The sequence below is a fragment of the Enterobacter sp. 4974935 genome, from assembly GCF_058661735.1.
This window is the reverse complement of record NZ_JBZWGT010000003.1, coordinates 3192240-3215540: the sequence shown is the minus strand read 5'-3', so window position 1 is coordinate 3215540 and position 23301 is coordinate 3192240. Positions and strand designations below refer to the sequence as shown.

Sequence of the window (23301 nt, the reverse complement as noted above, 5' to 3'; positions counted from 1 at the left end):
TAAGGTGGCGTTTAACTTAAACCAACCGACTGAATCGACATCATTTCGATGAGGGATTAAGTCGACTATACTCACGCCATGAGAAACAACAAATGTCGCCACTGATGATTGATTCCGCAGACTTCAGCCAAAAACTCGGCCTTATCTCCCGAAACGTCGAACACACCGAAGCGTTCCTGGCACGAGGTACGGCGGATTTTCATCTGCCGGGGTTTCTGCTGCCTGTGGGATACCGGCTCCTGAAATCGCGTTATGGTGATGAATATCGTCTCGTCACCACCGATGACGGCAAACCTTATACGGCGTATGCCGTAAAGCTTAAATTTCATAAAGAAATTACCTTTCCCCACGGTGCCGCCACGCAGGTGATGGTGTGGCGTACTCCGCGTGCCGTTCATCAACGCGTGATAAGCGGGTTGCCACAACTCTTTTTTCAGTGGGTGCTAAGCGAATACGACATCGTTGTCTCTGACAGCGAACAAACGGGAGACGGGCAACGGTTCTGGCTGCGCATGATCGACTGGGCGTTTACCATGAACTATCGCATTAGTGTGGCGGACGGTACGGTGGGAGAAGAGTGGACGTTAACGCCCGTAAATTCCTACGCTGAGCTGGAAGAGCGCTGGATTGCTTTTGCCTGGGGAAACGATCGTGAGGTCCATCCGCATCGCAGGCTTGTCATCAGTAAAGCGTAACGGGCCGCATGCAGCGGCCCATTTTCATTAGCATTCAGTCACAATCGTGCTCAGCGGCAGGCGAGACTTCGGCAGCGTGGCATTGAAATCCTCAACGCTGTGATGCCCAACAGGCACCACCACCAGGCTGGTGAAGCCTTTCTCTTTCAGGCCGAACTCTTCGTCGAGGATTGCGGCATCGAAGCCTTCAATCGGCACTGCGTCCAGGCCCATCGCGGCCACGCCCAGCAGGAAGTTGCCGACGTTCAGGTAAACCTGCTTCGCCATCCACTGGTCGTCATCTTTCAGATCCACGCGGTGCATGTCGGCAAAATAGCAGCGGCCTTTGTGGTTCGCGGCTTTTGCTTCTGGCGTGGCGAAACGGCCGTCAGCCTCTTCCTGATCGACGACGCGCTCAAGCCAGGCATCGTCCATCGCGGTTTTCGCGCAGAACACCACCACGTGAGAGGCATCCAGCATTTTGCGTTCGTTAAACACATAGGTGCCCGCCGCAGATTTTGCCACGCGCGCTTTACCCTCTTCAGTGCTGGCAACAATAAAGTGCCACGGCTGGGAGTTGGTGCTGGACGGGCTGTATTGCAGCAGCGTTTTGATTTTTTCCGCTTCTTCTGCGGTCAGTTTTTTGGCTGGGTCGAACGCCTTGGTAGAGTGGCGTTTCAGGGCGACAGAAATAATATCCATAACAACTCCTGGTGATGAAATTCGCCCGCGGGCGGGCGTGAAAGGAAAGCAGATTACCGCGCGAAGCGGGAAAAGATAAGTGCGATTCGAGCGCTTATTCTGTTCGTCTCAGACGAACAATCAGGCTGGCCGAATCCACTTCTGATCTTTTTTCGGCAGTTTATCAACGACCAGATTCCACGAATCCGTAATCAGGTCGGTGACCAGTTCAGGCGTGATGTCGTCCGTGCCATAAAGGGAGATCCAGTGTTTTTTATTCAGATGGTAGCCAGGCTCCACGCCACGGTAGATCTGCTGATTGAGCAGCGATTTTTCCGGATCGGATTTCAGGCTGACGTGGGCCCGACCGTGAGCGGTCGCCATCAGCATAAAAATTTTCCCGCCCACCTTAAACACGTCATACTCCGGGCCAAACGGCCAGCAATGTTCGGTAAAAGGCATCTCCAGCGCGACGCGTCTGGCATGTTCCTGCAAGGCTTTACTGTCCATGGCTCTCTTCCTCAGCAAGCCCGCGCCACATGGCTTCAAAGCCCAGCGCTTTAAAATCGACGGCACGGGACGGATCGCGCGCGGCAAACTCCATGGTGGTTTCAGCCAGCGATAAGAATATTGCATCACCGAAGGTCTTAAACTCGTCAGACATAAACACCGGGCGCACCGAGCGGTGACACAGTTCGTGTATTTCCGGGAACATGTCTTTCACCGCCTGCTCGGTTTCAATGTTCAGCTTTTCACTGACGCCAATCTGGCGGATAGCCGCATGCGCCAGGGGGTTACGAATGCCCCAGTCCACATAGCTATTCCAGATATTACGGGTATGCTCTTTTGGCTGGGTGATGGTGCGATCGAGGTTCGCCAGCATGGTCTGGCAAAGATCCTGCTTCAGATGCAGATAGAGGGCATTCAGCAGATCGTCTTTGGTAGCAAAGTAGCGAAACAGTGTCCCTTCAGCGACGCCCGCATTACGGGCAATTAACGCCGTTGAGGCGGCAATACCTGACTGCGCAAACGCAGCCGTTGCTGCTTCCAGTAAGGCCTGTTTTTTATCTTCACTCTTCGGACGTGCCACTAAATTTTTCCTCCCGTCAATTGTAAAAACCCTGATTGAAACACGTGCTTTGCCACGCTGCAACGCGGAATGTCAAAGATCGAAAACCTTCTTGACGGCGTAATCATCCTATCTATAATGAGTGCTTACTCACTCATAATCAAGTTCAACCCGCGCAAACTATCAGACAGGGCGCGTTGGCGGGTCAGGATAATGAAAAAGCCTCTATTCATCTGCGTGGTGTTAGTCATGATTATTGCTTCAGCTGCCAGTTTACCGTTTGTACTGAATGCCGGATTTGGCCAGCCACCGCAGGGTGCGCAGCTCTCTGAAGTGGAGGCCTCTCCGCACTATCGCGACGGGCAATTCCATAACACGCTCCCTACGCCGGGCTTTACCGGGCAACAAAATATGCTGGTGGCGTGGTGGCAGTTTCTTACCCGTAAAACCGAAAACGCCCGTCCTGCGCAGCCGCTGCCGCTGGTGAAAACCGATCTGGCGAGCCTGTCGCCTGAACAGGACACGCTGGTGTGGCTCGGCCACTCCTCCTGGTATATGCAGCTGGCGGGGCAACGAATCCTGATCGATCCGGTTCTGAGTAACTACGCCGCACCGTTCTCCTTCCTCAATAAAGCCTTTGCGGGGGAGTACCCGTGGCGTGCGGAGAGCATGCCGGAGATCGACCTGCTGATTATCTCCCACGATCACTATGACCATCTGGATTACGCCACCATCAAGGCGCTGCTGCCGAAGGTTAAGCGCGTGGTCACCCCGCTGGGCGTGGGTTCGCATCTGCGCTACTGGGGGATGAACCCTGAGATTATCGACGAGCGGGACTGGAACCAGTCGGTACGTATCAGCGATGCGCTGACGGTACATGTTCTGCCGGCGCGCCATTTTTCCGGGCGCGGCATTAAGCGTAACCAGACCCTGTGGGGCAGCTTTATGTTTGTCTCTCCGGAGCAGAAGGTCTACTACAGCGGAGATTCCGGTTATGGCCCGCACTTCAAAGCAATTGGCGAGCAGTTTGGCGGAGTGGACTTAGCCATTATGGAAAACGGCCAGTACGACCAGGACTGGAAGTACATTCATATGCATCCGGCGGAAACGGCGCAGGCCTCGGCAGATCTCAATGCCAGAGCGGTCGTACCGGGACATAACGGGCGTTTTGTGCTGGCGAAACATACCTGGAACGATCCACTGATCCAGCTGGCGAAAGCCAGTAAGGATAAAAACTACCGGCTGCTGACACCGGAGCTGGGCGAGCCCGTGCGGGTGAGTGATACCACGCAACAATTTCGCGAGTGGTGGGAATAATGTTTAAGCGAGAAGCAGAGGGGGAGAGCAGTATGACGATTTCCGCTCAGGTCATTGATACGATTGTCGAATGGATCGATGACAACCTACACCAGCCGTTACGCATCGAAGAGATTGCCCGCCATGCGGGTTACTCAAAATGGCATTTACAGCGGCTGTTTATGCAGTACAAAGGCGAAAGTCTGGGGCGCTACATCCGCGAACGCAAGCTGCTGATGGCGGCGCGCGATCTGCGTGAGTCAGACGAGCGCGTGTACGATATCTGCCTGCGCTACGGGTTTGACTCGCAGCAGACGTTTACCCGCATCTTTACCCGCACCTTCAACCAGCCGCCCGGGGCGTACCGCAAAGAGAACCATAGCCAGACACATTAACATGTCGCGTGTAGGCCGGGTAAGGCGTAGCCGCCACCCGGCTTTTTTGTGGGCTCGGTGCCCGTAATTGCCCGGTGGCGCTGCGCTTACCGGGCCTACAAATCACTTACCACCGATAATTCACCGTCGCCGTCACCGTCCGGCCAATCCCGTAGAAGCACGCCGTATCGCTTGCGCATGACGCCACATACTTCGTGTCCGCCACGTTATTGACGTTGAACTGCACGCTTGCCCCTTTCAGGCTGCGGTTCATCTCGCCCAGATCGTAGCGCAGCATCGCGTCATACAGATCCACCGATGGCACCTTAAAGGTGTTCTTCGCATCGCCGTAGCTGGTGCCGATGTAGCGCATCCCCACGCCAGCGGTCAGGCTCTTCAGCACGCCGCCCGGAACGGTATAGCTGGCGAACGCCGATGCCATATGCGCTGGAATGCGCGCAGGCGTTTTGCCTTCTGTTCCCGCCACCGTGGTGCTTTTGGTTTTTGCATCGGTATAAGTGTAGGAGCCAATCAGGTTGATGTTATCCATCAGCGTGGCGTGGATTTCCGCTTCAGCGCCTTTCGAACGCACCTTGCCCGCATTTTCGAACCAGCCTTCAGCGCTGTTATAGGTCGCTACGTTGTCCTGAGTTAAATCGTACAGCGCGAGAGTCATCAGCGTGGTGTCGACCGGCTGATAGTTCAGGCCAATCTCGGTCTGCTCCCCGGTAGTTGGCCTGAATGGCGCGACGCCTGGCGCACGGTTGGTTTGCAGGTTCGGCTCAAACGACGTGCTGTAGCTGATGTACGGCGAGAGACCAAAATCGATCGCGTACAGCAGGCCAGTGCGCCAGGTAAATTTGCTGTCGTTCTGCTGCGTAAAGCTATTATCGGTGAAGTCGTTGGTACGCACTTCGCTCCAGTCGTAGCGCCCGGAAACCAGCCACTCCCAGTTGTTCCAGCTCATCTGATCCTGAAGATACAGCCCCATCTGGTCGAGATTTTGCTGCTCGTCGGAGGCCGTTTTGAAGGTGCTTTCATCCACGTTCACGCCGTAAACCGGGGTTGTCCAGTTGAGGTCATACTGTGAGCCGCTCCCGCGCGCCAGCAGCTGTTTATCCTTGCTTGTCTTGTAATCAAACCCGCCGAGCAGGGTATGGCTGACGCTCCGGGTCTCCAGCAGATATTCCAGCTGGTTATCGAGGCCAAATTCATTGGTCGTGCGCTCTTCACGCTGGGCGCGACGGGTCAACACCGTGCTGTTGGCCGCGCTGTTGGCGTAAACCAGATAACGGTATTTCTGCTTGATGGTGGCGTAACGGGCGTTCTGGCGGAAGGTGAGGTTGTCGGCGAACTGGTGTTCCAGCTCGTAGCCAATCATCGTCTGCTCGCGCCAGGACTGATTGTAATTCGGATCGCTGACGTTAAAGTCGCGCGGGATGTACTTCCCGTCGACGCTTTTCACCGTGCCATACGCGGGCAGAAAGTTGCGGTATCCGGCATCCGGATCTTTCTGGTAGCTGGTCAGCAGCGTAAAGCGGGTCTGATCGTTCGGATACCAGGTGATCGCCGGGGCGATCGCCATCCGCGTCTCTTTATAATCGTCCACCTGATTATGCTGCGTACGGGCGATACCGTTCACGCGATACAGTACGCGGCCGTCGTCGCTCAGCCTGCCGCCGAAATCAAACGCACCTTCGGCGAGATCGTTATTGCCGGTGCGGAACTGCACGTTGTGAATGGCCTCCGCCGTCGGGCGCTTGCTGGTCATGCTGATTAACCCGCCAGGATTCACCTGACCAAACAGGACCGACGCCGGGCCGCGCACCAGCTCCACGCGCTCCAGCAGCCACGGGTCAACTGTGCCCGTCTGTGATGAGGCCGTTGCACCAAAGCTTAAGCCGTCGAGGAATTTTGGCACGTAGCTAAAGCCGCGCACAAACACCTCGTCGTTACGGTTAGACGAGCCCCGGTATTCGGTAAACACGCCCGCCGAGTAGCGCAGCGCCTGCGAAACGGATGTGACGTCCTGCATGTTCATCTGATCGCGGGTGATCACCGATACCGACTGCGGCGTCTTCACAATCTCCGCGCTGGTCTTGGTGGCGGAGAGCGTTTTCGTCGCCACAATGCCTTTTACGGGCGCAGTGGGCTCTTCACTCACGCCCTGCGTCACCGTAATCGTTTCTTCTTTCATTTCTGCATGAGCCGCGACGCTGGTCGTCGCCAGACTCATCAGCCAGAGATACATTATCTTATTATTTTTAAACATTTTTATTGAACGTCCTTGGTTGCTATCGCCATAAAAACACCGGTAAATCGCCGTTGATGATATTGCAAATTATTACCATTTGCATTAGCGTTGTTAACAAATTTCGTTGGGGAACAAGCGGTAATGAAGAGGGTATGGAGTGGGTTGCTGTTGGGGATCGGCGCGCTGCCCGCCGTGGCGGCAACGTGCGAGCAGTCGTCCCGGCAGGGCGATGTTCAGGGAAAGTTTGATGCCAGCGGCGAAGTCTGCTTCTCCCTGCCTGAACTGGGTGAAAATTACGTTTCCGCCACGCTGAATGGCGTGACGGATGCGTGCCTGCTGGATGGGCAAAACCGCCGCATCCGCACGCTGATCGAAAATGGTCCTGCGGACGGGGAACACACGCTGCTGTTTGCCCTGCCGGTGAAACAGAACACCTCGCTGGTGCTACACGGCGAAGCCGGTAAGCCGTGGCGTTTTCAGTGGCGGATGAAAGAGACCTCTCCGTTACCACGCGTGCAGATGCTGGCGCCAGAAAGCCCGACGCTAAAGGCGCTGGCAAACGTCATTTCTGCCGGTGGAAGTACCGAGGCGTTCTGGCAGGCGCAGCGTCGACAGGGAACGCCAATGGTGGAACCGGTAGATGCGAGCCATAAGCGCGTGACCTTTCTGTGGCGCGGCGCGCGGGATAACGTCTTCATTCTCGGCTCTCCGGCGGGGGATCACGATCCGCTGTTCCGCCTGGGCAACAGCGACGTCTGGTTCCGCAGCTACGTGGTCCCCGCTGATACGGTGATGCAATATAAGCTCGCCCCCGATGTGCCGATCGTTGAAGGCTCTGCCCGCGATCAACGCCGCGCCATCCTGGTGAGCGCACAGGCCGATCCGCTTAACCCGAACACCTTTGGGGAGCAGAAGGCGGATCGATGGAACCGTTACTCGCTGCTCGATCTCAGCCCGGCGCGCTACTGCTCCGTTCAGGCCACGGCAAAGCCGCTGGTGCACGGGACGTTGAGCCGTCAGAGTTTTTCCAGCCACATCCTCGGCAACGCCCGCGACGTGATGATCTACAAACCGCGCGGCGCACAGCCCGCACGCTGGACGTTAATTCTGTTCGACGGGCAGATTTATCAGGACGAATACCATTTTGCCAACGTGCTGGACGGTCTGATTGCCCGGCATCACCTGCCACCGATTAACGTGGTATTTATCGACAGCCTCGATCACGCCCGTCGCGGCAACGAGCTGCCGCCGAACCCGGAATTTGCTGACTTTATGGCGCACGAGCTGCTGCCGTGGCTGCGCGGGCAGGGCATCGGCATGCAGCGGCAGAAAACGGTGCTGGCGGGGTCGAGCTACGGGGGAATTGCCTCGTCATGGGTGGCGCTGCGCTATCCGCGCCTGTTTGGCAACGTGCTGAGCCTTTCCGGCTCCTACTGGTGGGCGCCGAAAGGTGACGCCCCCGGCTGGCTGACGCGTCAGTACCAGCAGTCGCCGCCGTATCCGGTGCGCTTCTGGTTACAGGCCGGAAAGTTTGAAACCACGGGGCCGGGCGGCGGCATTTATCGCACCACGCAGGATTTTGAACAGGTGCTGAAGGAAAAAGGCTATCGCGTCAGCTTCCACCCCTCATCCAGCGGCCACGACTACGCGGCCTGGTGTGAAGCACTGATCCACGGGATGCGCGATCTCACTGGCTTACGACGCCAGTGAAAACCAGCGGCGCCAGATGAAACGCAGGATAAAGAATTCGATGGCGCCGAGCACCAAAAACCACAGACAGAACAGAATGGTGTACAGCTGATTCAGATCGACCATATGAAAGGTCTGAACCAGTTTCTGCGCCAGCACCAGACCCAGCGACGGCGCAGGTAACAGCAGACAGGAGAGCAGGGCCATCAGCAAAATGCCCCCTGCGGTGAGCAGCGATTCTAACGGGTGTTTCATCGTAATGTTAATCGTGAGTTAAAAATGTCATTGTCCGGCATCCTGAAACGTAAAGCAATATCATCCCCACTGGCAAAATTGAGTGAAAGGCCACCGTTATTCTGCGAGTTAATAACGGAAAATAGATAATATTTCCGGGGCGATTAAATTAATATCGCGTAATGTAAATAAACGTCTTTTTCACGAAAATAATTTTACAAAGCTATAGGTGCTATATCCAATTAACGTCGCAATAACAATGGCTGCGACAATGTATAACGCCAGGCGCCGCCCGCGATAAATACCAAACATGCTTCCTCCTCGTTTAGTGTTGGTTTAGAAATATTTTGTAAAAATCAACGCGTCGAAATAATTTTAATCAGTTTTGAATAACCGGGTAGTCAATATATTGCGGTAGATCAATTTAACCCGCAAGACTTAAAAATGAATTATTTAAAGCCAGAAAGGAATTCCGGCTTCCGTCCACCGGATATTGAAGGAAAAATACCATGACCAAAAAAAATTTCTCGCAGAATATGCCACCCGCAGGCGGGCAGGCGTACCAGCAGACCGTAGAGCAGGTGCTTGCTCAGGCGCAGAGCCAGGCGAATGGCCTGGACCGCACCGAGGCGCAGGCACGTTTGCAGAAGCATGGCCCGAACGCGCTGCCGGAGAAAAAAGGCAAGCCGGGCTGGCTGCGTTTTCTCGCGCATTTTAACGATGTCCTGATTTACGTCCTGCTGGCGGCCGCCGTATTAACGGCTGTAATGGGACACTGGGTTGATACGCTGGTTATCCTGGGCGTGGCGGTAATCAATGCCTTAATTGGCCACATTCAGGAAAGTAACGCAGAAAAATCCCTGAAGAGTATTCGCAATATGCTCTCCAGCGAGGCGCGCGTAATTCGTAATGGTAACCATGAAACCATCCCGACGACGGAAATCGTCCCGGGCGATATTATTGTGTTGCGCGCAGGCGATCGTATTCCGGCGGATATGCGCTTAATTGAAGCGCATAATTTACGCGTGGAAGAGGCAATTCTGACCGGCGAATCCACCGTGGTGGATAAACACATTAATCCGCTGAGCGGTGAACTGCCGCTGGGCGACCGCACCAATATGGTCTTCTCCGGGACGACCGTAAGCGCGGGCGGTGGCGTTGGCCTGGTCACCGCGACCGGTAAGGATACGGAGCTCGGCCACATCAACCAGATGATGGCGGGCATTGAAAAGCACCGCACCCCGCTGCTGGTGCAGATGGACAAGCTGGGCAAAGCGATTTTTGCCATCATTCTGGCGATGATGGCCGCGCTGTTTGTCTTCAGCCTGGTGTTCCGCGAGATCCCGATGGGCGAGCTGCTGCTCTCCCTGATTAGCCTGGCGGTAGCCTCCGTACCGGAAGGTCTGCCGGCGATTATCTCCATCATCCTCTCTCTGGGCGTACAGGCGATGGCGCGTAAGCGGGCGATTATCCGCAAGCTGCCGACGGTTGAAACCCTGGGCGCGATGACCGTGGTCTGCTCGGATAAAACCGGCACCCTGACCATGAACGAGATGACGGTGAAAGCCATCATTACCGCCGATGCGTGCTATCGCGTGGACGGCAACAGCTACGAGCCTGTGGGCAACCTCTACCTCGAAGGCAGCGACGAGCCGGTTCAGATCCAGCCGGGCACCGTGCTGGAGCAGTACCTGCGCACCATCGACCTGTGTAACGACAGCCAGCTGATTCAGGACGAGCGCGGCCTGTGGGGCATCACCGGCGGCCCGACCGAGGGCGCGCTGAAGGTGCTGGCGGCAAAAGCCCACCTCGCACCGGTCGAGACCACCCTGGTCAACAAGATCCCGTTCGACTCGCAGTACAAGTACATGAGCACCCACTACCAGATTGGCGGTGAGGAGCAGATTTTGATCACCGGCGCGCCGGACGTGATTTTCGCCCTGTGTGAGCAGCAGCAGACCCGCAACGGTGCGCAAGCCTTTGACCGCGCGTACTGGGAAACGGAGATGGAGCGCTATGCGCGTCAGGGGCTGCGCATGGTCGCCGCGGCGTTCAGGCCAGCGAACGGTGAGCAGGCACTGACTCACGACGACCTGAGCCACGGCCTGATCTTCCTCGGCATTGCCGGGATGATGGATCCGCCGCGTCCGGAAGCGATTGAGGCGATTAACGCCTGCCAGCAGGCGGGGATCCGCGTGAAGATGATCACCGGGGATCACCCGCAGACGGCGATGAGCATAGGCCAGATGCTGGGGATAACCAACAGCGAGCAGGCGGTCACCGGCTATGAGCTGGAGAAGATGGACGACGCGGAGCTGGCCGAAGCGGCGGTGAAGTATGACATCTTCGCCCGTACCAGCCCGGAGCATAAGCTGCGCCTGGTGAAAGCGTTACAGGACAAAGGCGAAATCGTCGGCATGACCGGTGACGGCGTGAACGATGCGCCAGCGCTGCGTCAGGCGGATGTGGGTATTGCGATGGGCATCAAAGGCACGGAAGTCACCAAAGAGGCGGCGGACATGGTCCTGACGGACGATAACTTCGCCACCATCGCCAGCGCGGTGAAAGAGGGGCGTCGCGTTTACGACAACCTGAAGAAGACCATTCTGTTCATCATGCCGACCAACCTGGCGCAGGGGCTACTGATTGTGATTGCGCTGCTGGCGGGGAACATCATTCCGCTGACGCCGGTGCTGATCCTGTGGATGAACATGGCGACCTCCGCCACGCTCTCCTTCGGCCTGGCCTTCGAGGCCGCCGAGCGCAACATAATGCGCCGTCCGCCGCGTCAGACCGGCCAGCACGTGATGGACGCCTACGCCGTATGGCGCGTGGCTTTCGTCGGCACCATGATTGCCATCGCCGCCTTTGCGCTGGAAGCCTGGCTGGCCCCGCGCGGCCACAGCGCGGAGTTCATCCGCACCGTGCTGCTCCAGATGCTGGTCTGCGCCCAGTGGGTGTACATGATTAACTGCCGCAACACCGAAGGGTTCTCCCTGAACCGCGGCCTGCTGGCGAACAAAGGGATCTGGCTGGTAACGGGCGTACTGTTCCTGCTCCAGGCGGCGATCATCTACCTGCCGTTTATGCAGATGCTGTTCGGCACCGAAGCACTGCCGCTGCGCTACTGGTTCGTGACGCTGGCGGTGGCGGGGGTGATGTTCTTCGTCGTCGAAATCGAGAAGCGACTGACCCGCAGGTTCCGTAAGGCTGCATAACTAAAACCTTACCCCTCACCCTACCCTCTCCCCAAAGGGGAGAGGGTGTTCAAGTTCCCTCTCCCCTTTGGGGAGAGGGTTAGGGTGAGGGGAAAATACTGAGGTACTCCCATGAAACTCCCACTTCTGTTCGCGCTCCTCGCCGCTACCCTGCCGCCCGCATTCGCCGCAGTCATTCCCGTGCGTATCGCCACCGTGGAGCAGACCGCCCACGCCGCCGAACGTCAGATCCCGGGTCGCATCGAAGCGATTCACACCGTTGAACTGCGCGCGCGTACGGAAGGCGTCATCACCAAAATCCACTTCCGCGACGGCCAGTACGTGAAAAAGGGCGACGTGCTGTTCGAGCTTGACGACGCCGAGCCGCGCGCCGCCCTGCGCCTGGCGCAGGCCGAAGTGAGAAGCGCCGAAGCCACGCTGCGTCAGGCGCAACAGCAGCTGTCCCGCTTCGAAAGCCTGGGCAGCAGCAACGCCATCAGCCGCCACGATGTGGACAACGCCCGCATGCAGCGCGACGTAGCGAGCGCCGCGCTGGAGCAGGCGAAAGCCCGTCTCGACACCCGCAGCGTCACCCTCAACTACACGCGCATTACCTCACCGATTGACGGACGCGTGGGGCACAGCAACTTTCACGTCGGCAGCCTGGTGGATCCTGCCAGCGGTGTGCTGGTGGAGGTGGTCCAGCTCGATCCGATCCGCATCGCCTTTGCGCTGGAAGAGGGCGCGTTTGCCACCAAAGCCGGACAGCATGCGGATATCAGCGCCATGAAACAGGCCTGGCAGGCGCTGATTGACAGCAACGGCCAGCGCGTCAGCGGGGAACTCACCTCCGTGGACAACCGCATCGACCCGCGTACCGCCAGCGTGATGCTGCGCGCCGAGTTCGCTAACCCGCGCCATCAGCTGCTGCCCGGCGGCAATGTGAACGTCTACCTGCGTCCGGCAAGCGAGCAGCCTGTCCTGACCCTGCCCGCCGCTGCGGTACAACAGAATGGCGACGGGTTCTTCGCCTGGGTGGTTAACGCCGAGGATAAAGCCGAAATGCGTCCGCTTAAGGTCGCCGGGCAGATGGGCCAGCAGTTCCAGATTGCCTCCGGCGTTAAGCCCGGTGAGCGAGCAATTACTGACGGTGCGCAGCGCGTGCAGCCAGGCGCTGCCGTTCAGATACTGAATTAAGGAGCCATCATGCTGACGTTTTTCATCAAACGCCCGCGCTTTGCGATGGTGATTGCGCTGGTCATCACCCTGCTGGGGGCCATCGCGCTGAGGATTATTCCGGTGGAGCAGTACCCGCAGATCACACCGCCGGTCGTGAATGTGTCAGCGTCATGGCCGGGCGCCAGCTCGGCTGACGTGGCGGAGGCCATCGCCACGCCGCTGGAGACGCAGCTGAACGGGGTGGATCATATGCTCTATATGGAGTCCACCAGTTCGGACGAAGGCACGTACAGCCTGAACATCACCTTTGCGGCGGGCACCGACCCGGATCTCGCCGCCATCGACGTGCAGAACCGCGTGGCGCAGGCTGTGGCGCAGCTGCCGACCGAGGCACAGCAAAACGGCGTGCAGGTGCGCAAGCGCGCCACCAACCTGATGATGGGGGTAAGCCTTTACTCACCAAATAACACCCACACGCCGCTGTTCGTCAGCAACTACGCCAGCACCCAGGTGCGCGAGGCGCTGTCGCGTCTGCCGGGCGTCGGGCAGGTACAGATGTTTGGCGCGCGCGACTACAGTATGCGCATCTGGCTGCGTCCGGACCGCATGAATGCCCTGAACGTGACCAGCGATGACGTGGCGCAGGCGTTGCGCGAGCAGAACGTGCAGGGGGCGGCAGGCCAGGTCGGCACGCCGCCGGTGTTTAACGGCCAGCAGCAGACGCTAACCATCAACGGGCTAGGGCGCTTAAACCAGGCCGACGACTTTGCCAACATCATTATCCGCACCGGGGAGATGGGGCAGCTGGTGCGCCTGAAGGACGTCGCCACCATTGAGCTTGGCTCGCGCAGCTACAGCTCGGGCGCGCAGCTGAACGGGCATGACTCCGCCTACCTTGGCATCTACCCGACGCCGTCCGCTAACGCCCTGCGCGTGGCCGATGCGGTGCGCGCGGAGCTGGAACGGTTATCCACGCGCTTCCCGGACGATCTGGTCTATGAAGTCAAATTCGACACCACCTCGTTTGTGGCCGCTACCATCAAAGAGATTGGCGTCTCGCTGGCGCTGACGATGCTGGCGGTGGTGGTCGTGGTGTCCCTGTTCCTGCAAAGCTGGCGCGCGACGCTGATTGTCGCCCTTGCCATTCCGGTGTCGCTGGTGGGCACCTTTGCGGTGCTCTACGCGCTCGGCTACTCCGCGAACACGCTCAGTCTGTTCGCCATCATTCTGGCGCTGACCATGGTGGTGGATGACGCCATCGTGGTAGTGGAGAGTGTCGAAACGCTGATGGCGGAAGGGCAGAGCCGCACGGCGGCGACCGCGCTGGCGCTGCGTCAGATTGCCGGGCCGGTGATTGCCACCACGCTGGTGCTGCTGGCGGTGTTTGTACCGGTGGCGCTCCTGCCGGGGATCGTGGGCGAGCTGTACCGCCAGTTCGCGGTGACGCTCTCGACCGCCGTCACGCTCTCAAGCCTCGTGGCGCTGACCCTGACGCCCGCGCTCTGTGCGATGCTGCTGCGCCCGCGTCCGGCACAGCCCGCCGCCGTTTTCCGTGGGTTCAACCGCGGGCTGGACGCCACGCGCACGCTTTACACCCGGATCGTGAGCGTGTTCAACCTCCGTCCGTGGCTGGCGCTGCTGGCCACCGCAGGCGCGGCGGCGGTGGTGATATTCAGCTTTATATCGATGCCAAAGGGCTTCCTGCCCCAGGAGGATCAGGGCTACTTCTTCGCCAGCGTCCAGCTGCCGGAGGCAGCCTCGCTGGAGCGCACCGAAGCGGTGATGACCACCGCGCGCGAGCTGATCGCTAAAAACCCGGCGGTGGAAGACGTGATTCAGGTCTCCGGGTTTAACATCCTCAACGGCACCAGCGCATCGAACGGCGGGTTTATCTCCATCATGCTCAAAGACTGGAGCGAGCGTCCGCCGCTGGATGAGGTGATGGGCACCCTTCAGCGCCAGCTGCTGGCCCTGCCGGAAGCCACCATCATGACCTTTGCACCGCCGACGCTGCCGGGGCTGGGCAACGCCTCCGGCTTCGATCTGCGCATTCAGGCACAGGCGGGGCAAAGCCCGGCGGAGCTGGAGCGCGTAACTCGCGAGGTGCTGGCGAAAGCCAACCAGCACCCGCAGCTGAGCCGCGTGTTCACCACCTGGAGCAGCAACGTGCCGCAGATGACGCTCACCGTTGACCGTGAGCGCGCGGCCCGCCTCGACGTGCCGGTGTCGCGCATCTTCAGCAGCCTGCAAACCGCCTTTGGCGGCACGCGCGCCGGGGATTTCAGCGTCAACAACCGCGTCTACCACGTGGTGATGCAGAACGAGATGCAGTGGCGCGAGCGCGCAGAGCAAATCAGCGAGCTGTTCGTGCGCAGCAACAGCGGCGAGCGGGTGCGTCTGAGCAACCTCGTCACCATCACGCCGACCGTCGGCGCGCCATTTATTCAGCAGTACAACCAGTTCCCGTCGGTATCGGTGAGCGGCTCGGCAGCGGAAGGGGTGAGCAGCAGCACCGCAATGGCGGCGATGGGCGAGATTCTGGCGGAAAACCTGCCAGCCGGGTACGACTACGCCTGGAGCGGCATGTCGTATCAGGAGCAGCAGACCGGGAATCAGGCGATATGGATTGTGCTGGCGGCGGTGGTGATGGCGTGGCTGTTCCTCGTCGCCCAGTATGAGAGCTGGACGCTGCCGGCGAGCGTGATGCTCTCGGTGCTGTTCGCCATCGGCGGAGCGCTGGTCTGGCTGTGGCTGGCAGGCTATGCCAACGACGTGTACGTGCAGATTGGTCTGGTGCTATTGATAGCCCTCGCCGCCAAGAACGCGATCCTGATCGTGGAGTTTGCCCGCGCCCGGCGTATGGACGGAATGGCGATTGTCGATGCCGCGCGGGAAGGGGCATCGCGCCGCTTCCGCGCGGTAATGATGACCGCCGTGTCGTTCATCATCGGCGTCCTGCCGATGATGCTGGCGACCGGGGCGGGTGCCCAGAGCCGCCGTATCATTGGCACCACGGTGTTCAGCGGCATGCTGGTAGCCACCGTGGTGGGGATAGTGTTCATCCCGGCGCTGTTCGTGCTGTTCCAGCGCCTTCGCGAATGGGGGCACGGCCTTACGGACTCGTCGCCCACAGCTCACAGTGCTTCTGCACCAGAGAAATCAGCGAGCCGCCATCGGCGATAAAGTCCCGCATGCGCTGCGCCTCGCTCTTGCCCTGCTTTAACAGCAGGGCAATTTCCTTGATGGCGCTCGTCGCGCCGAGTTTCTCGGCCGACGGTGCAACCTGCTCCAGCAGCCAGGCGATATCTTCCGCCACGGTTTTGTGCTCGCCGGTATGCACGTCGGTCAGAATGCCTTCCAGCCCGTAGCGACAGGCCTGAAAACGGTTAAAGCGGTATAGCAGAAAATCCCGTTCCTGATGCTTATAGGGCCGCGCAGTCAGCAGCCAGTGCGACGTCGCCTGAATAAGCCCGGCGATGTTAATGGCGTGACCGAGCGTCAGCGGCGTATCCATTACTCGCACCTCCACGGTGCCAAAGTGCGGGCTGGGGCGGATGTCCCAGTGCAGATCCTTAATGCTGTCGATCATGCTGGTGGAACTCAGGCGGCGGAACAGCCCCTCGAACTCCTGCCAGCTGTTGACCCACGGCATCTGGCCGTTATCCGGGAACCCGGAAAATATGTTGAGCCGCGACGAGGAAAACTTGGTGTCCGTGCCCTGCATATAAGGCGACGACGCGGCGAGGGCGATAAAGTGCGGCACGAAGCGCGACAGGCCGTGCAGCAGGTAAATCGCGTCTTCCCCGTTTCGGCATCCCACGTGCACGTGCTGGCCGAACACCGTCGCCTGCAAAATCAGATAGCCAAAGCGCTCCAGCGTGACGTTATAGCGCTCGTCGTCACACACCTCCTGCCGCTGCCATTTCTGGAACGGGTGCGTGCCGCCGCCGCAGATCTGGATGTGCTGCTCCGACGCCGCCCGCAGGATGCTCTGCTGCATCACGGAGAACTGGGCCGCCGCCTGGTCGATGGTCTGGCATACGCCGGTGGCGATTTCGAGCATGCTTTCGGTGATGTCGTGTTTGACTTCGCCCCCTTTGATGTCGTCTTTGACGGCGGCGATGAGGGCAGAGGAGTCCTGGCTCAGATCGTAACCCGGCGGGTTAACCACCTGGAGTTCGAGCTCAATGCCGAGGGTATAAGGTTCAGAGGACTTGAAATCGGGTAAGGGCATGGCGCACTCCGTTGTCTGTTATGTGTTGAGTATAGACAATGGGCGTGGCGCGCTCTTTTCAGGGTGGTATAACTGATAGCAGGCTTAGCAAAAGGGGAGTGACCCATGTCTGACTATCCAACCATTGCGCTGATTGGTCCCGGTGCGATTGGCACCACCATTGCCGCGGTGCTGCATGACGCGGGCCGTACGCCGCTGCTGTGCGGTCGCACCGCGCATCCGGTATTACGCCTGCGTCACGATGAGGATGAAACTGTGGTGCCCGGTCCGGTACTTACCGATCCCACCGTCATTACCCGCCCCGTAGACCTCGTTTTTGTGGCGGTAAAAACGACGCAAAATGCCGACAGCGCCGGGTGGCTGCGCGCCCTGTGCGATGAAAATACCGTGGTCTGCGCGCTGCAAAACGGCGTGGAGCAAAAAGCCCAGCTTGCGCCTTTGGTCAACGGCGCAACGGTGCTGCCGTCGGTGGTCTGGTTCCCGGCGCAGCGCGAGCCGGACGCCTCCGTCTGGCTGCGGGCAAAACCGCGTCTGACACTACCGGACGTGCCGCAGGCGCAGCGGGTGGTCGAGGCGCTTCGCGGGACGCGCTGTGATGTTGAGCTCTCGACAGATTTCACCACCGTCGCCTGGCGCAAGCTGCTGCAAAACGCGGTCGCCGGGCTGATGGTGCTGGCCAATCGCCGCGCCGGGATGTTCAGGCGCGAGGATATCAGCGAACTGGCCCTGGCCTACCTGCGCGAGGGGCTTGCCGTCGCCCGCGCCGAAGGGGCGAAGCTGGACGATGCGGTGGCCCAGGAGATTCTGGCGAACTTCCAGCGTGCGCCCGAGGATTTAGGCACGTCGATCCTTGCCGACCGTCAGGCCGAACGCCCGATGGAGTGGGATATTCGTAACGGCGTGATCCAGCGCTATGGCCGCAGGCATGGTATTGCGGTGCCCATCAGCGACGTGGTGGTGCCGCTGCTGGCGGCGGGGAGCGAGGGGCCGGGCTAACGGCCGCTGTTTTTCCGTTCGGCGAGCGTGACGGTGGAGCAATAATCTGGGGATAGTCAGCCTTAAACACATATGCGAAACTTACCGCTTCTGAAAAAATGTGGTGGGACCCGCTCAATGTCAGAACCATCTTCGCAGTGCCTGTTTAATGAAGGAATGATTGCTTTTCCTGAGGGCTATCAGGACCGTACCGTCAATGTCTTCGCGCCGCCTGCAGCGGATGCGCCCGCGTTCAACATTTCCCGCGATGCCCTCAACCCCGGCGAAGCGCTTGCCGCGTATATCGATCGCCAGCTCGCCCTGATGGCAAAGCACATCAAGGGCTGGAAGCAGGGTGAGCGCAGCGCCGCTACGCTGGGCGACAGCCTTTTACAGGGGGAAACCGTCCATGCCAGCTACCTGCGCGACGGGAAACGCATCTGGCAGCAGCAGGCCGTGTTTAACGTCGACGGCGATAAAATCCTGGTGTTCACTATGACCTGCACCCGCGCGCCGGGCGATGCCGACGGCGCGCTGTTTGGCGATCTTCTCAGGAGCTTCCGCTTCCACCATTAACTTCAGGGACCGTTGTTATGTTTGAAGCAGCACGCGTTGGTGATGATATCGGCCACTCCGGTGCGCTGGCCGGGATGATTGCCGGAACGATTGTCGGTGGCCTGATTGCCGCAGCCGGGGGCATTCTGGCGGGGGCCATGTTTATTGCCGGTCTCGGCGCATCCTGTCTTGGCGTGGGCGTCCTGCTCGTCGGCGCCAGCCTGGCCGTGGGATATTACACCGGGGAGTTGGCGACTGCCGCCAGGGACAGCATCGCCGACGCCGGGGCATCCAGCATGACGAAGAAAGGCGTCATCACCTCCGGCTCGCCCAACGTGTTTATCAACGGTAAACCCGCCGCGCTTGCCACCGATAGCACCGTCGACTGTTCTGACGACGGCTCGCAGCAGATGGCCGAAGGCTCTAAGCGTGTCTCCATTAACAGCCAGCCAGCGTCCCGCATCGGGGATCGCACCACCTGCGACGCGAAGGTGATGACCGGTTCAGACAACGTCATTATCGGCGGCGACCCGCAGCAAACCCTCCCCATTCAGTCTGAAGTGCCCGAGTGGCTCTACAAGGTCTCCGATCTTACCCTGCTGTTCGCCGGGCTTCTCGGCGGCTGGGGCGGCGCCGCTGGCAAAGTCGGGGCGCTCTCTAAGCTGCTGGGCAAAATCCCCGGCATCAACAAGCTGGCCCGTATCGCCTGTCGCGCCGGCACGCTGATGACCGGCGTGGCGGCCGCGGGGATCATCGCCCGCCCGGTGGATATCGTCAGCGGACAGAAGTTTCTCAGCGGGGATGATGAGCTGGACTTCGTCCTGCCTTCCCGTCTTCCGGTGCGCTGGCAGCGCTGCTGGCGCAGCGGCAATCCCGGCGACAGCGTGTTGGGCCGCGGATGGAGCCTGTTCTGGGAAAGCCGCCTGGAGCCTTATCAGGATGGCCTGGTGTGGCGCGCACCGTCCGGCGATTACGTTGCCTTCCCGAAGGTTCCGAAAGGGATGCGCTCCTACTGCGAAAGCGAAAAAAACTGGCTTGAACATCACCAGGACGACAGCTGGTCGGTGTATGACGTCAGCGGCGAGCGCTGGCACTATGCGCCGCTGCGGGATGATGCCCCGTCGCTGCTCCAGCGCCTCTCCGAACCCTGCGGCAACGATATCCTCTTTGAGTGGAATGCGAATAATACCCTGCATGCCCTGACCGACTGTGCGGGCCAGCGCGTGGTCTGCCGCTACGACCGCGACAGGCTCGTTGGCGCCTGGCTGGATGACGAGATCTGCCTGGTCAGTTACGCTTATGATGAACAGCGCCAGCTGGTCTCCGTGACCGGCCGGGGCGGTAGCGTGCGCCGACGCTTCAGCTGGCAGGACGGGCTGATGAGCGCTCATGAGGACGCCAACGGCCTGCTGAGCGAATACCGCTGGCGGGAGATTGACGGCCTGCCGCGCGTGGTCGGCTTCCGCCATAGCGGCGGCGAACGGCTGACGTTCGAATACGATTTTGAGAACGGCACCCGCCGCGCGACCCGCGAAGACGGCGCGCAGGCGCACTGGCTGGTGGATGACGACGACAACGTCGCGCGCTTCACGGATTACGACGGTCGCCAGACGACGTTTGTCTACCGCGACGGCGAGCTCTGCCACGTCATTCTGCCGGGCGGGGCGATGCGCCGCAGCACGTGGGACAAATACGGCCGCATGACCAGCGAGACGGACCCGGCGGGCCGCCGCACGGAGTATCACTGGCATCGCCTGACCGACCGCATCACCCGCACGGTTTACCCGGACGGTACCTCATCGCAGGCCATGTACGACCTTCGCGGTCGCCTGCTGTCGGAGACGGATCCGGCCGGTAGCACCACCGCGTATCGCTATCCCGATGATGAAGAATTCCTCCCGGAGAGCATCACCGACGCTATCGGCGGCGTGGTGCGCCTGGTCTGGAACCACCAGGGGCTGCTGACGCAGCGCACCGACTGCTCCGGCAGCGTCACCCGCTTCACCTACGACCGCTTCGGGCAACTGATTGCCAGCGAAGATGCAGAAGGGAATATCACGCGGCGGGAGTGGAGCCGTGCCGGGCTGCTGAGCGTCGTGATCCATCCGGACGGCAGCCGCGAGTCGCTGGTGTGGAACGAACGCGGCCAGCTCACGGGCTGGCGCGACCCGCTGGAAAGCGAGGTGAGCTGGGCCTATAACGCGCTCGGCCTCCCGGTCAGCCTTACCGACCGTATTGGTCGCGTGCGCCAGTGGCGCTACGACCCGCGCGGTAACCTGCTGCGACTCGATAACGGCAACGGGGCGGAATACCGCTTCACCTACGACGCCGTGGGCCGCCCGCTCAGCGAAACGCGCCCGGACGAGACCGTGCGCCATATGGAATGGGACGCGCGAGGGTTTCTCTGCGCGCTCGAAGAAAACGGACGGCCTGCCGCCGACGGCGGCATCGCCCGTCGCGTCCAGCAGTTCAGCTATGACGACAGCGGGCTGCTGATCGGGCGCACTCAGCGCCACGCGGAGTACCGCTACTTCCGCGACCTGAGCGGCCAGATTACCCGCATCCGCCGCACGCCGACGGCCGAAGGCGTTGCCCTGGGTATCGAAAGCGATGAGATCGCTTACCGCCACGACGCCGCCGGACGCGTGCTGAGCGAGTCCGGCATTAACGGCGCGGTGGGCTACGAATGGGATGCCCTGAGCAACCTGACCGGCCTGACGCTGCCCGGCGAGCAAAAGCTGGCCTGGCTGCACTACGGCTCCGGCCACGTCAGCGCCATCCGCTTCGGGCAGCAGCTGGTGACCGAGTTCACCCGCGACCGCCTGCACCGCGAAGTGCGCCGCACCCAGGGCGCGCGCGAGCAGCTCCGTCAGTATGACAGCCTCGGCAGACGCACCCTGCAGCGCAGCGAACTGAGCACGGACGTGACCCTGCCGGAGCAGGCGCTACTGGAACGCCTGTATCGCTACACCGCGCGCGGTGAGCTTTCCGGCGTCAGCGACACCCTGCGCGGTGAGGTGGACTACGGCTACGACGCCGAAGGGCGTCTGCTGAAGCACTACGAGGCCCGACAGGGGCACAGCCGCGCGCAGTTCAGCTATGACGCCGCGGATAACCTCGCCGCCAGTGACGCTGCGGTACCGGTCACGGATAACCGCCTCCAGCACTGGCAGGCGCTGTTTATGAAATACGACCACTGGGGCAACCTGGTCAGCCGCCGCAACGGGCTGTATGAACAGCATTACGCGTATGACGCCGAGAACCGTCTGGTGTCCGCCCGGGGAACCGGGCCGGAAGGGCGGTTTGAGGCGCGCTATCACTACGACGCGCTGGGCCGCCGCACGCGCAAAATCGTCACCACGACGCACGGCACCACCGACATCCGCTTCCTGTGGCAGGGCTACCGCCTGCTGCAGGAGCAGCAGGAGAGCGGGCTGCGCAGCACCTATGTATACGACCCGAATGAAGCCTGGAGCCCGCTGGCGCGGGTGGATCACCTTCGTGACCAGAGCAGCGGTGAGATTTACTGGTTCAATACCGACCTGAACGGCGCGCCACTGGAAGTGACCGACGAGCGCGGCGCTGTGCGCTGGAGCGGCCAGTACGGCAGCTTTGGCGAGGTGCGCCATCAGAGTGAAGGGTTCTCAAGGCTTGTGAACCGCACGGCAATGGCACACCAGCCGCTTCGCTATGCCGGGCAGTACGCTGACGGTGAAACGGGACTGCACTATAACCTGTTCCGCTACTACGACCCGCAGGTCGGGCGGTTTATTGTGCAGGATCCGATTGGGTTGAATGGCGGTTTTAATTTATATTCATACGTTCCTAACCCACTTACTTGGATAGATCCATTAGGGCTAATGCCATGGGCATGGAACCCAAATGGAATGGGACACCATTTAATCCCACGAAACAAGGCCAACAGCATTGGGCTAACCGATCTTGGTACTATGAAAAATACGCCAACGTTTTTCCCAGATCCTTATAGTGCTGGAATGCATGAAGAATTACATAGAGCTATTAAAAACGATATTGGAAAAATTCAGGGGCCGTGGCAGGGTTCCGCGGAAGATTTATTCAATGCGTCTAGCCGTAATTTAGACTCCGTTTCACATATAAGAGGTGATTTAAAGATTCCTTCGACGGGTGAAATCTTAGCCAGAAATGTCACTCCTAAAGAAGCACATTCAAAACTGCTGGAGTGGTTCAATAATAAACAAACAGGTAAGGCATCAGGAGGCAGATGTGGTTAAAACAATTGACATTGATGTGGATTTTAACGGGATAATAATTTTCGATTATCCAGGAATACTGGCCCCATTTGGTGGGAAGATAGAGGATGGAGATAACATTCTCCAGGAATTCACCACCACAGACAAAGGGGATCTTGTTCTTAATGAAGGTATTGCCTTACCTATTATGGGCCTTGATGATGGTGGCTATGTTGTTAGGCTTTTTTTAAATGAATTTCCCGACAATAAAGACAGGGAAGTTATATTCACAGATAAATATTTCTATCTTAATGTAACTGGTGATTTATACGTTGCTGATATGGCAGTGTTTTGGGAGTGGGAAGATTATACTGGTTGGATTAACACTGATGTTCCTAAAGGAATATATAGAGTGAGCCTTGAAGGGGTTCATTTATTAAAGGGGGAAGAGACTGTTTACTGCTATGATTTAATTTTTGAAAAAACGAATCAACTTGGTATGAGAGATGTTGAACCACGCTCAGACTCCAGGATTTATTAAATCTATTAGCCGGCAAAGAAAATAAAATTTCCGGCTTTTGTTAGTTTTTTTTAATCATGCCTGAAGAGACGTACATTGTAGTTAATCATAAATGTGACTTAAAAATGCTAAGAATTTGTTCGCTGAAAGGGTTATGGG

General features: G+C 59.2%; 17 protein-coding genes. 11 read left to right on the top strand and 6 right to left on the bottom strand.

The annotated features are described in order from the left end of the window. Positions 1–92: 92 nt before the first annotated feature. Positions 93–695: a hypothetical protein gene (locus tag AC4OVS_RS16705; protein ID WP_023299508.1), complete on the top strand. Its 603-nt coding sequence runs from the start codon at positions 93–95 to the stop codon at positions 693–695. A gap of 27 nt (positions 696–722) precedes the next feature. Here the strand turns inward: AC4OVS_RS16705 and nfsB are convergent, their stop codons facing one another. From nfsB to AC4OVS_RS16690, 3 genes are all read right to left on the bottom strand, one after another. After that, the gene (gene nfsB, locus AC4OVS_RS16700; protein ID WP_003858884.1) at positions 723–1376 is read right to left on the bottom strand and encodes an oxygen-insensitive NAD(P)H nitroreductase; all 654 of its coding nucleotides are present in this window, start codon (positions 1374–1376) and stop codon (positions 723–725) included. 120 nt (positions 1377–1496) lie between these two features. Continuing rightward, positions 1497–1865 carry an MmcQ/YjbR family DNA-binding protein gene (locus AC4OVS_RS16695; protein ID WP_022647330.1) on the bottom strand — a complete coding sequence of 123 codons (369 nt, stop codon included), beginning with the start codon at positions 1863–1865 and terminating at the stop codon, positions 1497–1499. Beyond that, on the bottom strand, positions 1855–2445 hold the full coding sequence (locus AC4OVS_RS16690; protein WP_023299509.1) for a TetR/AcrR family transcriptional regulator: 591 nt from the start codon (positions 2443–2445) through the stop codon (positions 1855–1857). Before AC4OVS_RS16690 ends, AC4OVS_RS16695 begins: the two co-directional genes overlap by 11 nt. Before the next feature lie 192 nt (positions 2446–2637). Here AC4OVS_RS16690 and AC4OVS_RS16685 point away from each other — a divergent pair, with 192 nt between their 5' ends. Both AC4OVS_RS16685 and AC4OVS_RS16680 read left to right on the top strand, forming a co-directional pair. Beyond that, positions 2638–3741 carry a RomA family MBL fold metallo-hydrolase gene (locus AC4OVS_RS16685; RefSeq protein ID WP_022647332.1) on the top strand — a complete coding sequence of 368 codons (1104 nt, stop codon included), beginning with the start codon at positions 2638–2640 and terminating at the stop codon, positions 3739–3741. Positions 3742–3773: 32 nt separating this feature from the next. Further along, positions 3774–4115 carry a RamA family antibiotic efflux transcriptional regulator gene (locus AC4OVS_RS16680; RefSeq protein ID WP_017694370.1) on the top strand — a complete coding sequence of 114 codons (342 nt, stop codon included), beginning with the start codon at positions 3774–3776 and terminating at the stop codon, positions 4113–4115. Positions 4116–4221: 106 nt separating this feature from the next. Here the strand turns inward: AC4OVS_RS16680 and AC4OVS_RS16675 are convergent, their stop codons facing one another. After that, on the bottom strand, positions 4222–6366 hold the full coding sequence (locus AC4OVS_RS16675; protein ID WP_491922578.1) for a TonB-dependent siderophore receptor: 2145 nt from the start codon (positions 6364–6366) through the stop codon (positions 4222–4224). A 123-nt stretch (positions 6367–6489) separates the two neighbouring features. Between AC4OVS_RS16675 and AC4OVS_RS16670 the strand changes: the two genes are divergently transcribed. Next, positions 6490–8058 (top strand): alpha/beta hydrolase-fold protein, encoded by a 1569-nt coding sequence (locus tag AC4OVS_RS16670; protein ID WP_317578852.1) that lies wholly within the window; start codon positions 6490–6492, stop codon positions 8056–8058. Here AC4OVS_RS16670 and AC4OVS_RS16665 read toward each other — a convergent pair. Further along, positions 8044–8292, bottom strand: coding sequence for a DUF1158 domain-containing protein (locus tag AC4OVS_RS16665; protein ID WP_003858875.1), 249 nt, complete (start codon positions 8290–8292; stop codon positions 8044–8046). The genes AC4OVS_RS16670 and AC4OVS_RS16665 overlap by 15 nt on opposite strands. A 488-nt stretch (positions 8293–8780) precedes the next feature. Here AC4OVS_RS16665 and AC4OVS_RS16660 point away from each other — a divergent pair, with 488 nt between their 5' ends. From AC4OVS_RS16660 to AC4OVS_RS16650, 3 genes are all read left to right on the top strand, one after another. Further along, positions 8781–11489 carry a cation-transporting P-type ATPase gene (locus AC4OVS_RS16660; RefSeq protein WP_023299512.1) on the top strand — a complete coding sequence of 903 codons (2709 nt, stop codon included), beginning with the start codon at positions 8781–8783 and terminating at the stop codon, positions 11487–11489. A 111-nt stretch (positions 11490–11600) separates the two neighbouring features. Then, positions 11601–12665 carry an efflux RND transporter periplasmic adaptor subunit gene (locus tag AC4OVS_RS16655; protein ID WP_038415590.1) on the top strand — a complete coding sequence of 355 codons (1065 nt, stop codon included), beginning with the start codon at positions 11601–11603 and terminating at the stop codon, positions 12663–12665. 9 nt (positions 12666–12674) lie between these two features. Further along, on the top strand, positions 12675–15830 hold the full coding sequence (locus AC4OVS_RS16650) for an efflux RND transporter permease subunit (protein WP_063135797.1): 3156 nt from the start codon (positions 12675–12677) through the stop codon (positions 15828–15830). On the opposite strand, the gene AC4OVS_RS16645 is transcribed toward AC4OVS_RS16650, so the two are convergent. Next, positions 15760–16881, bottom strand: a complete 1122-nt coding sequence (locus tag AC4OVS_RS16645) for a YbdK family carboxylate-amine ligase (protein WP_491922577.1) — start codon at positions 16879–16881, stop codon at positions 15760–15762. The two genes, AC4OVS_RS16650 and AC4OVS_RS16645, sit on opposite strands and share 71 nt — an antisense overlap. A 105-nt stretch (positions 16882–16986) precedes the next feature. Here AC4OVS_RS16645 and AC4OVS_RS16640 point away from each other — a divergent pair, with 105 nt between their 5' ends. The 4 genes from AC4OVS_RS16640 (at position 16987) to AC4OVS_RS16625 (ending at position 23163) form a co-directional block, all read left to right on the top strand. After that, positions 16987–17877 carry an oxidoreductase gene (locus tag AC4OVS_RS16640; RefSeq protein ID WP_063152381.1) on the top strand — a complete coding sequence of 297 codons (891 nt, stop codon included), beginning with the start codon at positions 16987–16989 and terminating at the stop codon, positions 17875–17877. 117 nt (positions 17878–17994) lie between these two features. Next, positions 17995–18432 (top strand): DcrB-related protein, encoded by a 438-nt coding sequence (locus tag AC4OVS_RS16635; protein ID WP_038415594.1) that lies wholly within the window; start codon positions 17995–17997, stop codon positions 18430–18432. 17 nt (positions 18433–18449) lie between these two features. Then, entirely contained in the window at positions 18450–22664 is a 4215-nt protein-coding gene (locus AC4OVS_RS16630) for an RHS repeat-associated core domain-containing protein (RefSeq protein WP_491922576.1), read from the top strand. Continuing rightward, positions 22657–23163: a hypothetical protein gene (locus AC4OVS_RS16625; RefSeq protein ID WP_063849519.1), complete on the top strand. Its 507-nt coding sequence runs from the start codon at positions 22657–22659 to the stop codon at positions 23161–23163. The genes AC4OVS_RS16630 and AC4OVS_RS16625 overlap by 8 nt, the downstream gene beginning before the upstream one ends. The last annotated feature ends 138 nt before the right edge of the window (positions 23164–23301 follow it).

What these genes read in the sequence shown, in the direction of transcription:
- AC4OVS_RS16695 (WP_022647330.1), bottom strand. Translation starts at nt 1,865, where the DNA reads ATGGACAGTAAAGCCTTGCAGGAACATGCCAGACGCGTCGCGCTGGAG.
- AC4OVS_RS16705 (WP_023299508.1), top strand. Translation starts at nt 93, where the DNA reads ATGTCGCCACTGATGATTGATTCCGCAGACTTCAGCCAAAAACTCGGC.
- nfsB (WP_003858884.1), bottom strand. Translation starts at nt 1,376, where the DNA reads ATGGATATTATTTCTGTCGCCCTGAAACGCCACTCTACCAAGGCGTTC.
- AC4OVS_RS16630 (WP_491922576.1), top strand. Translation starts at nt 18,450, where the DNA reads ATGTTTGAAGCAGCACGCGTTGGTGATGATATCGGCCACTCCGGTGCG.
- AC4OVS_RS16655 (WP_038415590.1), top strand. Translation starts at nt 11,601, where the DNA reads ATGAAACTCCCACTTCTGTTCGCGCTCCTCGCCGCTACCCTGCCGCCC.
- AC4OVS_RS16645 (WP_491922577.1), bottom strand. Translation starts at nt 16,881, where the DNA reads ATGCCCTTACCCGATTTCAAGTCCTCTGAACCTTATACCCTCGGCATT.
- AC4OVS_RS16665 (WP_003858875.1), bottom strand. Translation starts at nt 8,292, where the DNA reads ATGAAACACCCGTTAGAATCGCTGCTCACCGCAGGGGGCATTTTGCTG.
- AC4OVS_RS16660 (WP_023299512.1), top strand. Translation starts at nt 8,781, where the DNA reads ATGACCAAAAAAAATTTCTCGCAGAATATGCCACCCGCAGGCGGGCAG.
- AC4OVS_RS16685 (WP_022647332.1), top strand. Translation starts at nt 2,638, where the DNA reads ATGAAAAAGCCTCTATTCATCTGCGTGGTGTTAGTCATGATTATTGCT.
- AC4OVS_RS16635 (WP_038415594.1), top strand. Translation starts at nt 17,995, where the DNA reads ATGTCAGAACCATCTTCGCAGTGCCTGTTTAATGAAGGAATGATTGCT.
- AC4OVS_RS16650 (WP_063135797.1), top strand. Translation starts at nt 12,675, where the DNA reads ATGCTGACGTTTTTCATCAAACGCCCGCGCTTTGCGATGGTGATTGCG.
- AC4OVS_RS16675 (WP_491922578.1), bottom strand. Translation starts at nt 6,366, where the DNA reads ATGTTTAAAAATAATAAGATAATGTATCTCTGGCTGATGAGTCTGGCG.
- AC4OVS_RS16680 (WP_017694370.1), top strand. Translation starts at nt 3,774, where the DNA reads ATGACGATTTCCGCTCAGGTCATTGATACGATTGTCGAATGGATCGAT.
- AC4OVS_RS16670 (WP_317578852.1), top strand. Translation starts at nt 6,490, where the DNA reads ATGAAGAGGGTATGGAGTGGGTTGCTGTTGGGGATCGGCGCGCTGCCC.
- AC4OVS_RS16640 (WP_063152381.1), top strand. Translation starts at nt 16,987, where the DNA reads ATGTCTGACTATCCAACCATTGCGCTGATTGGTCCCGGTGCGATTGGC.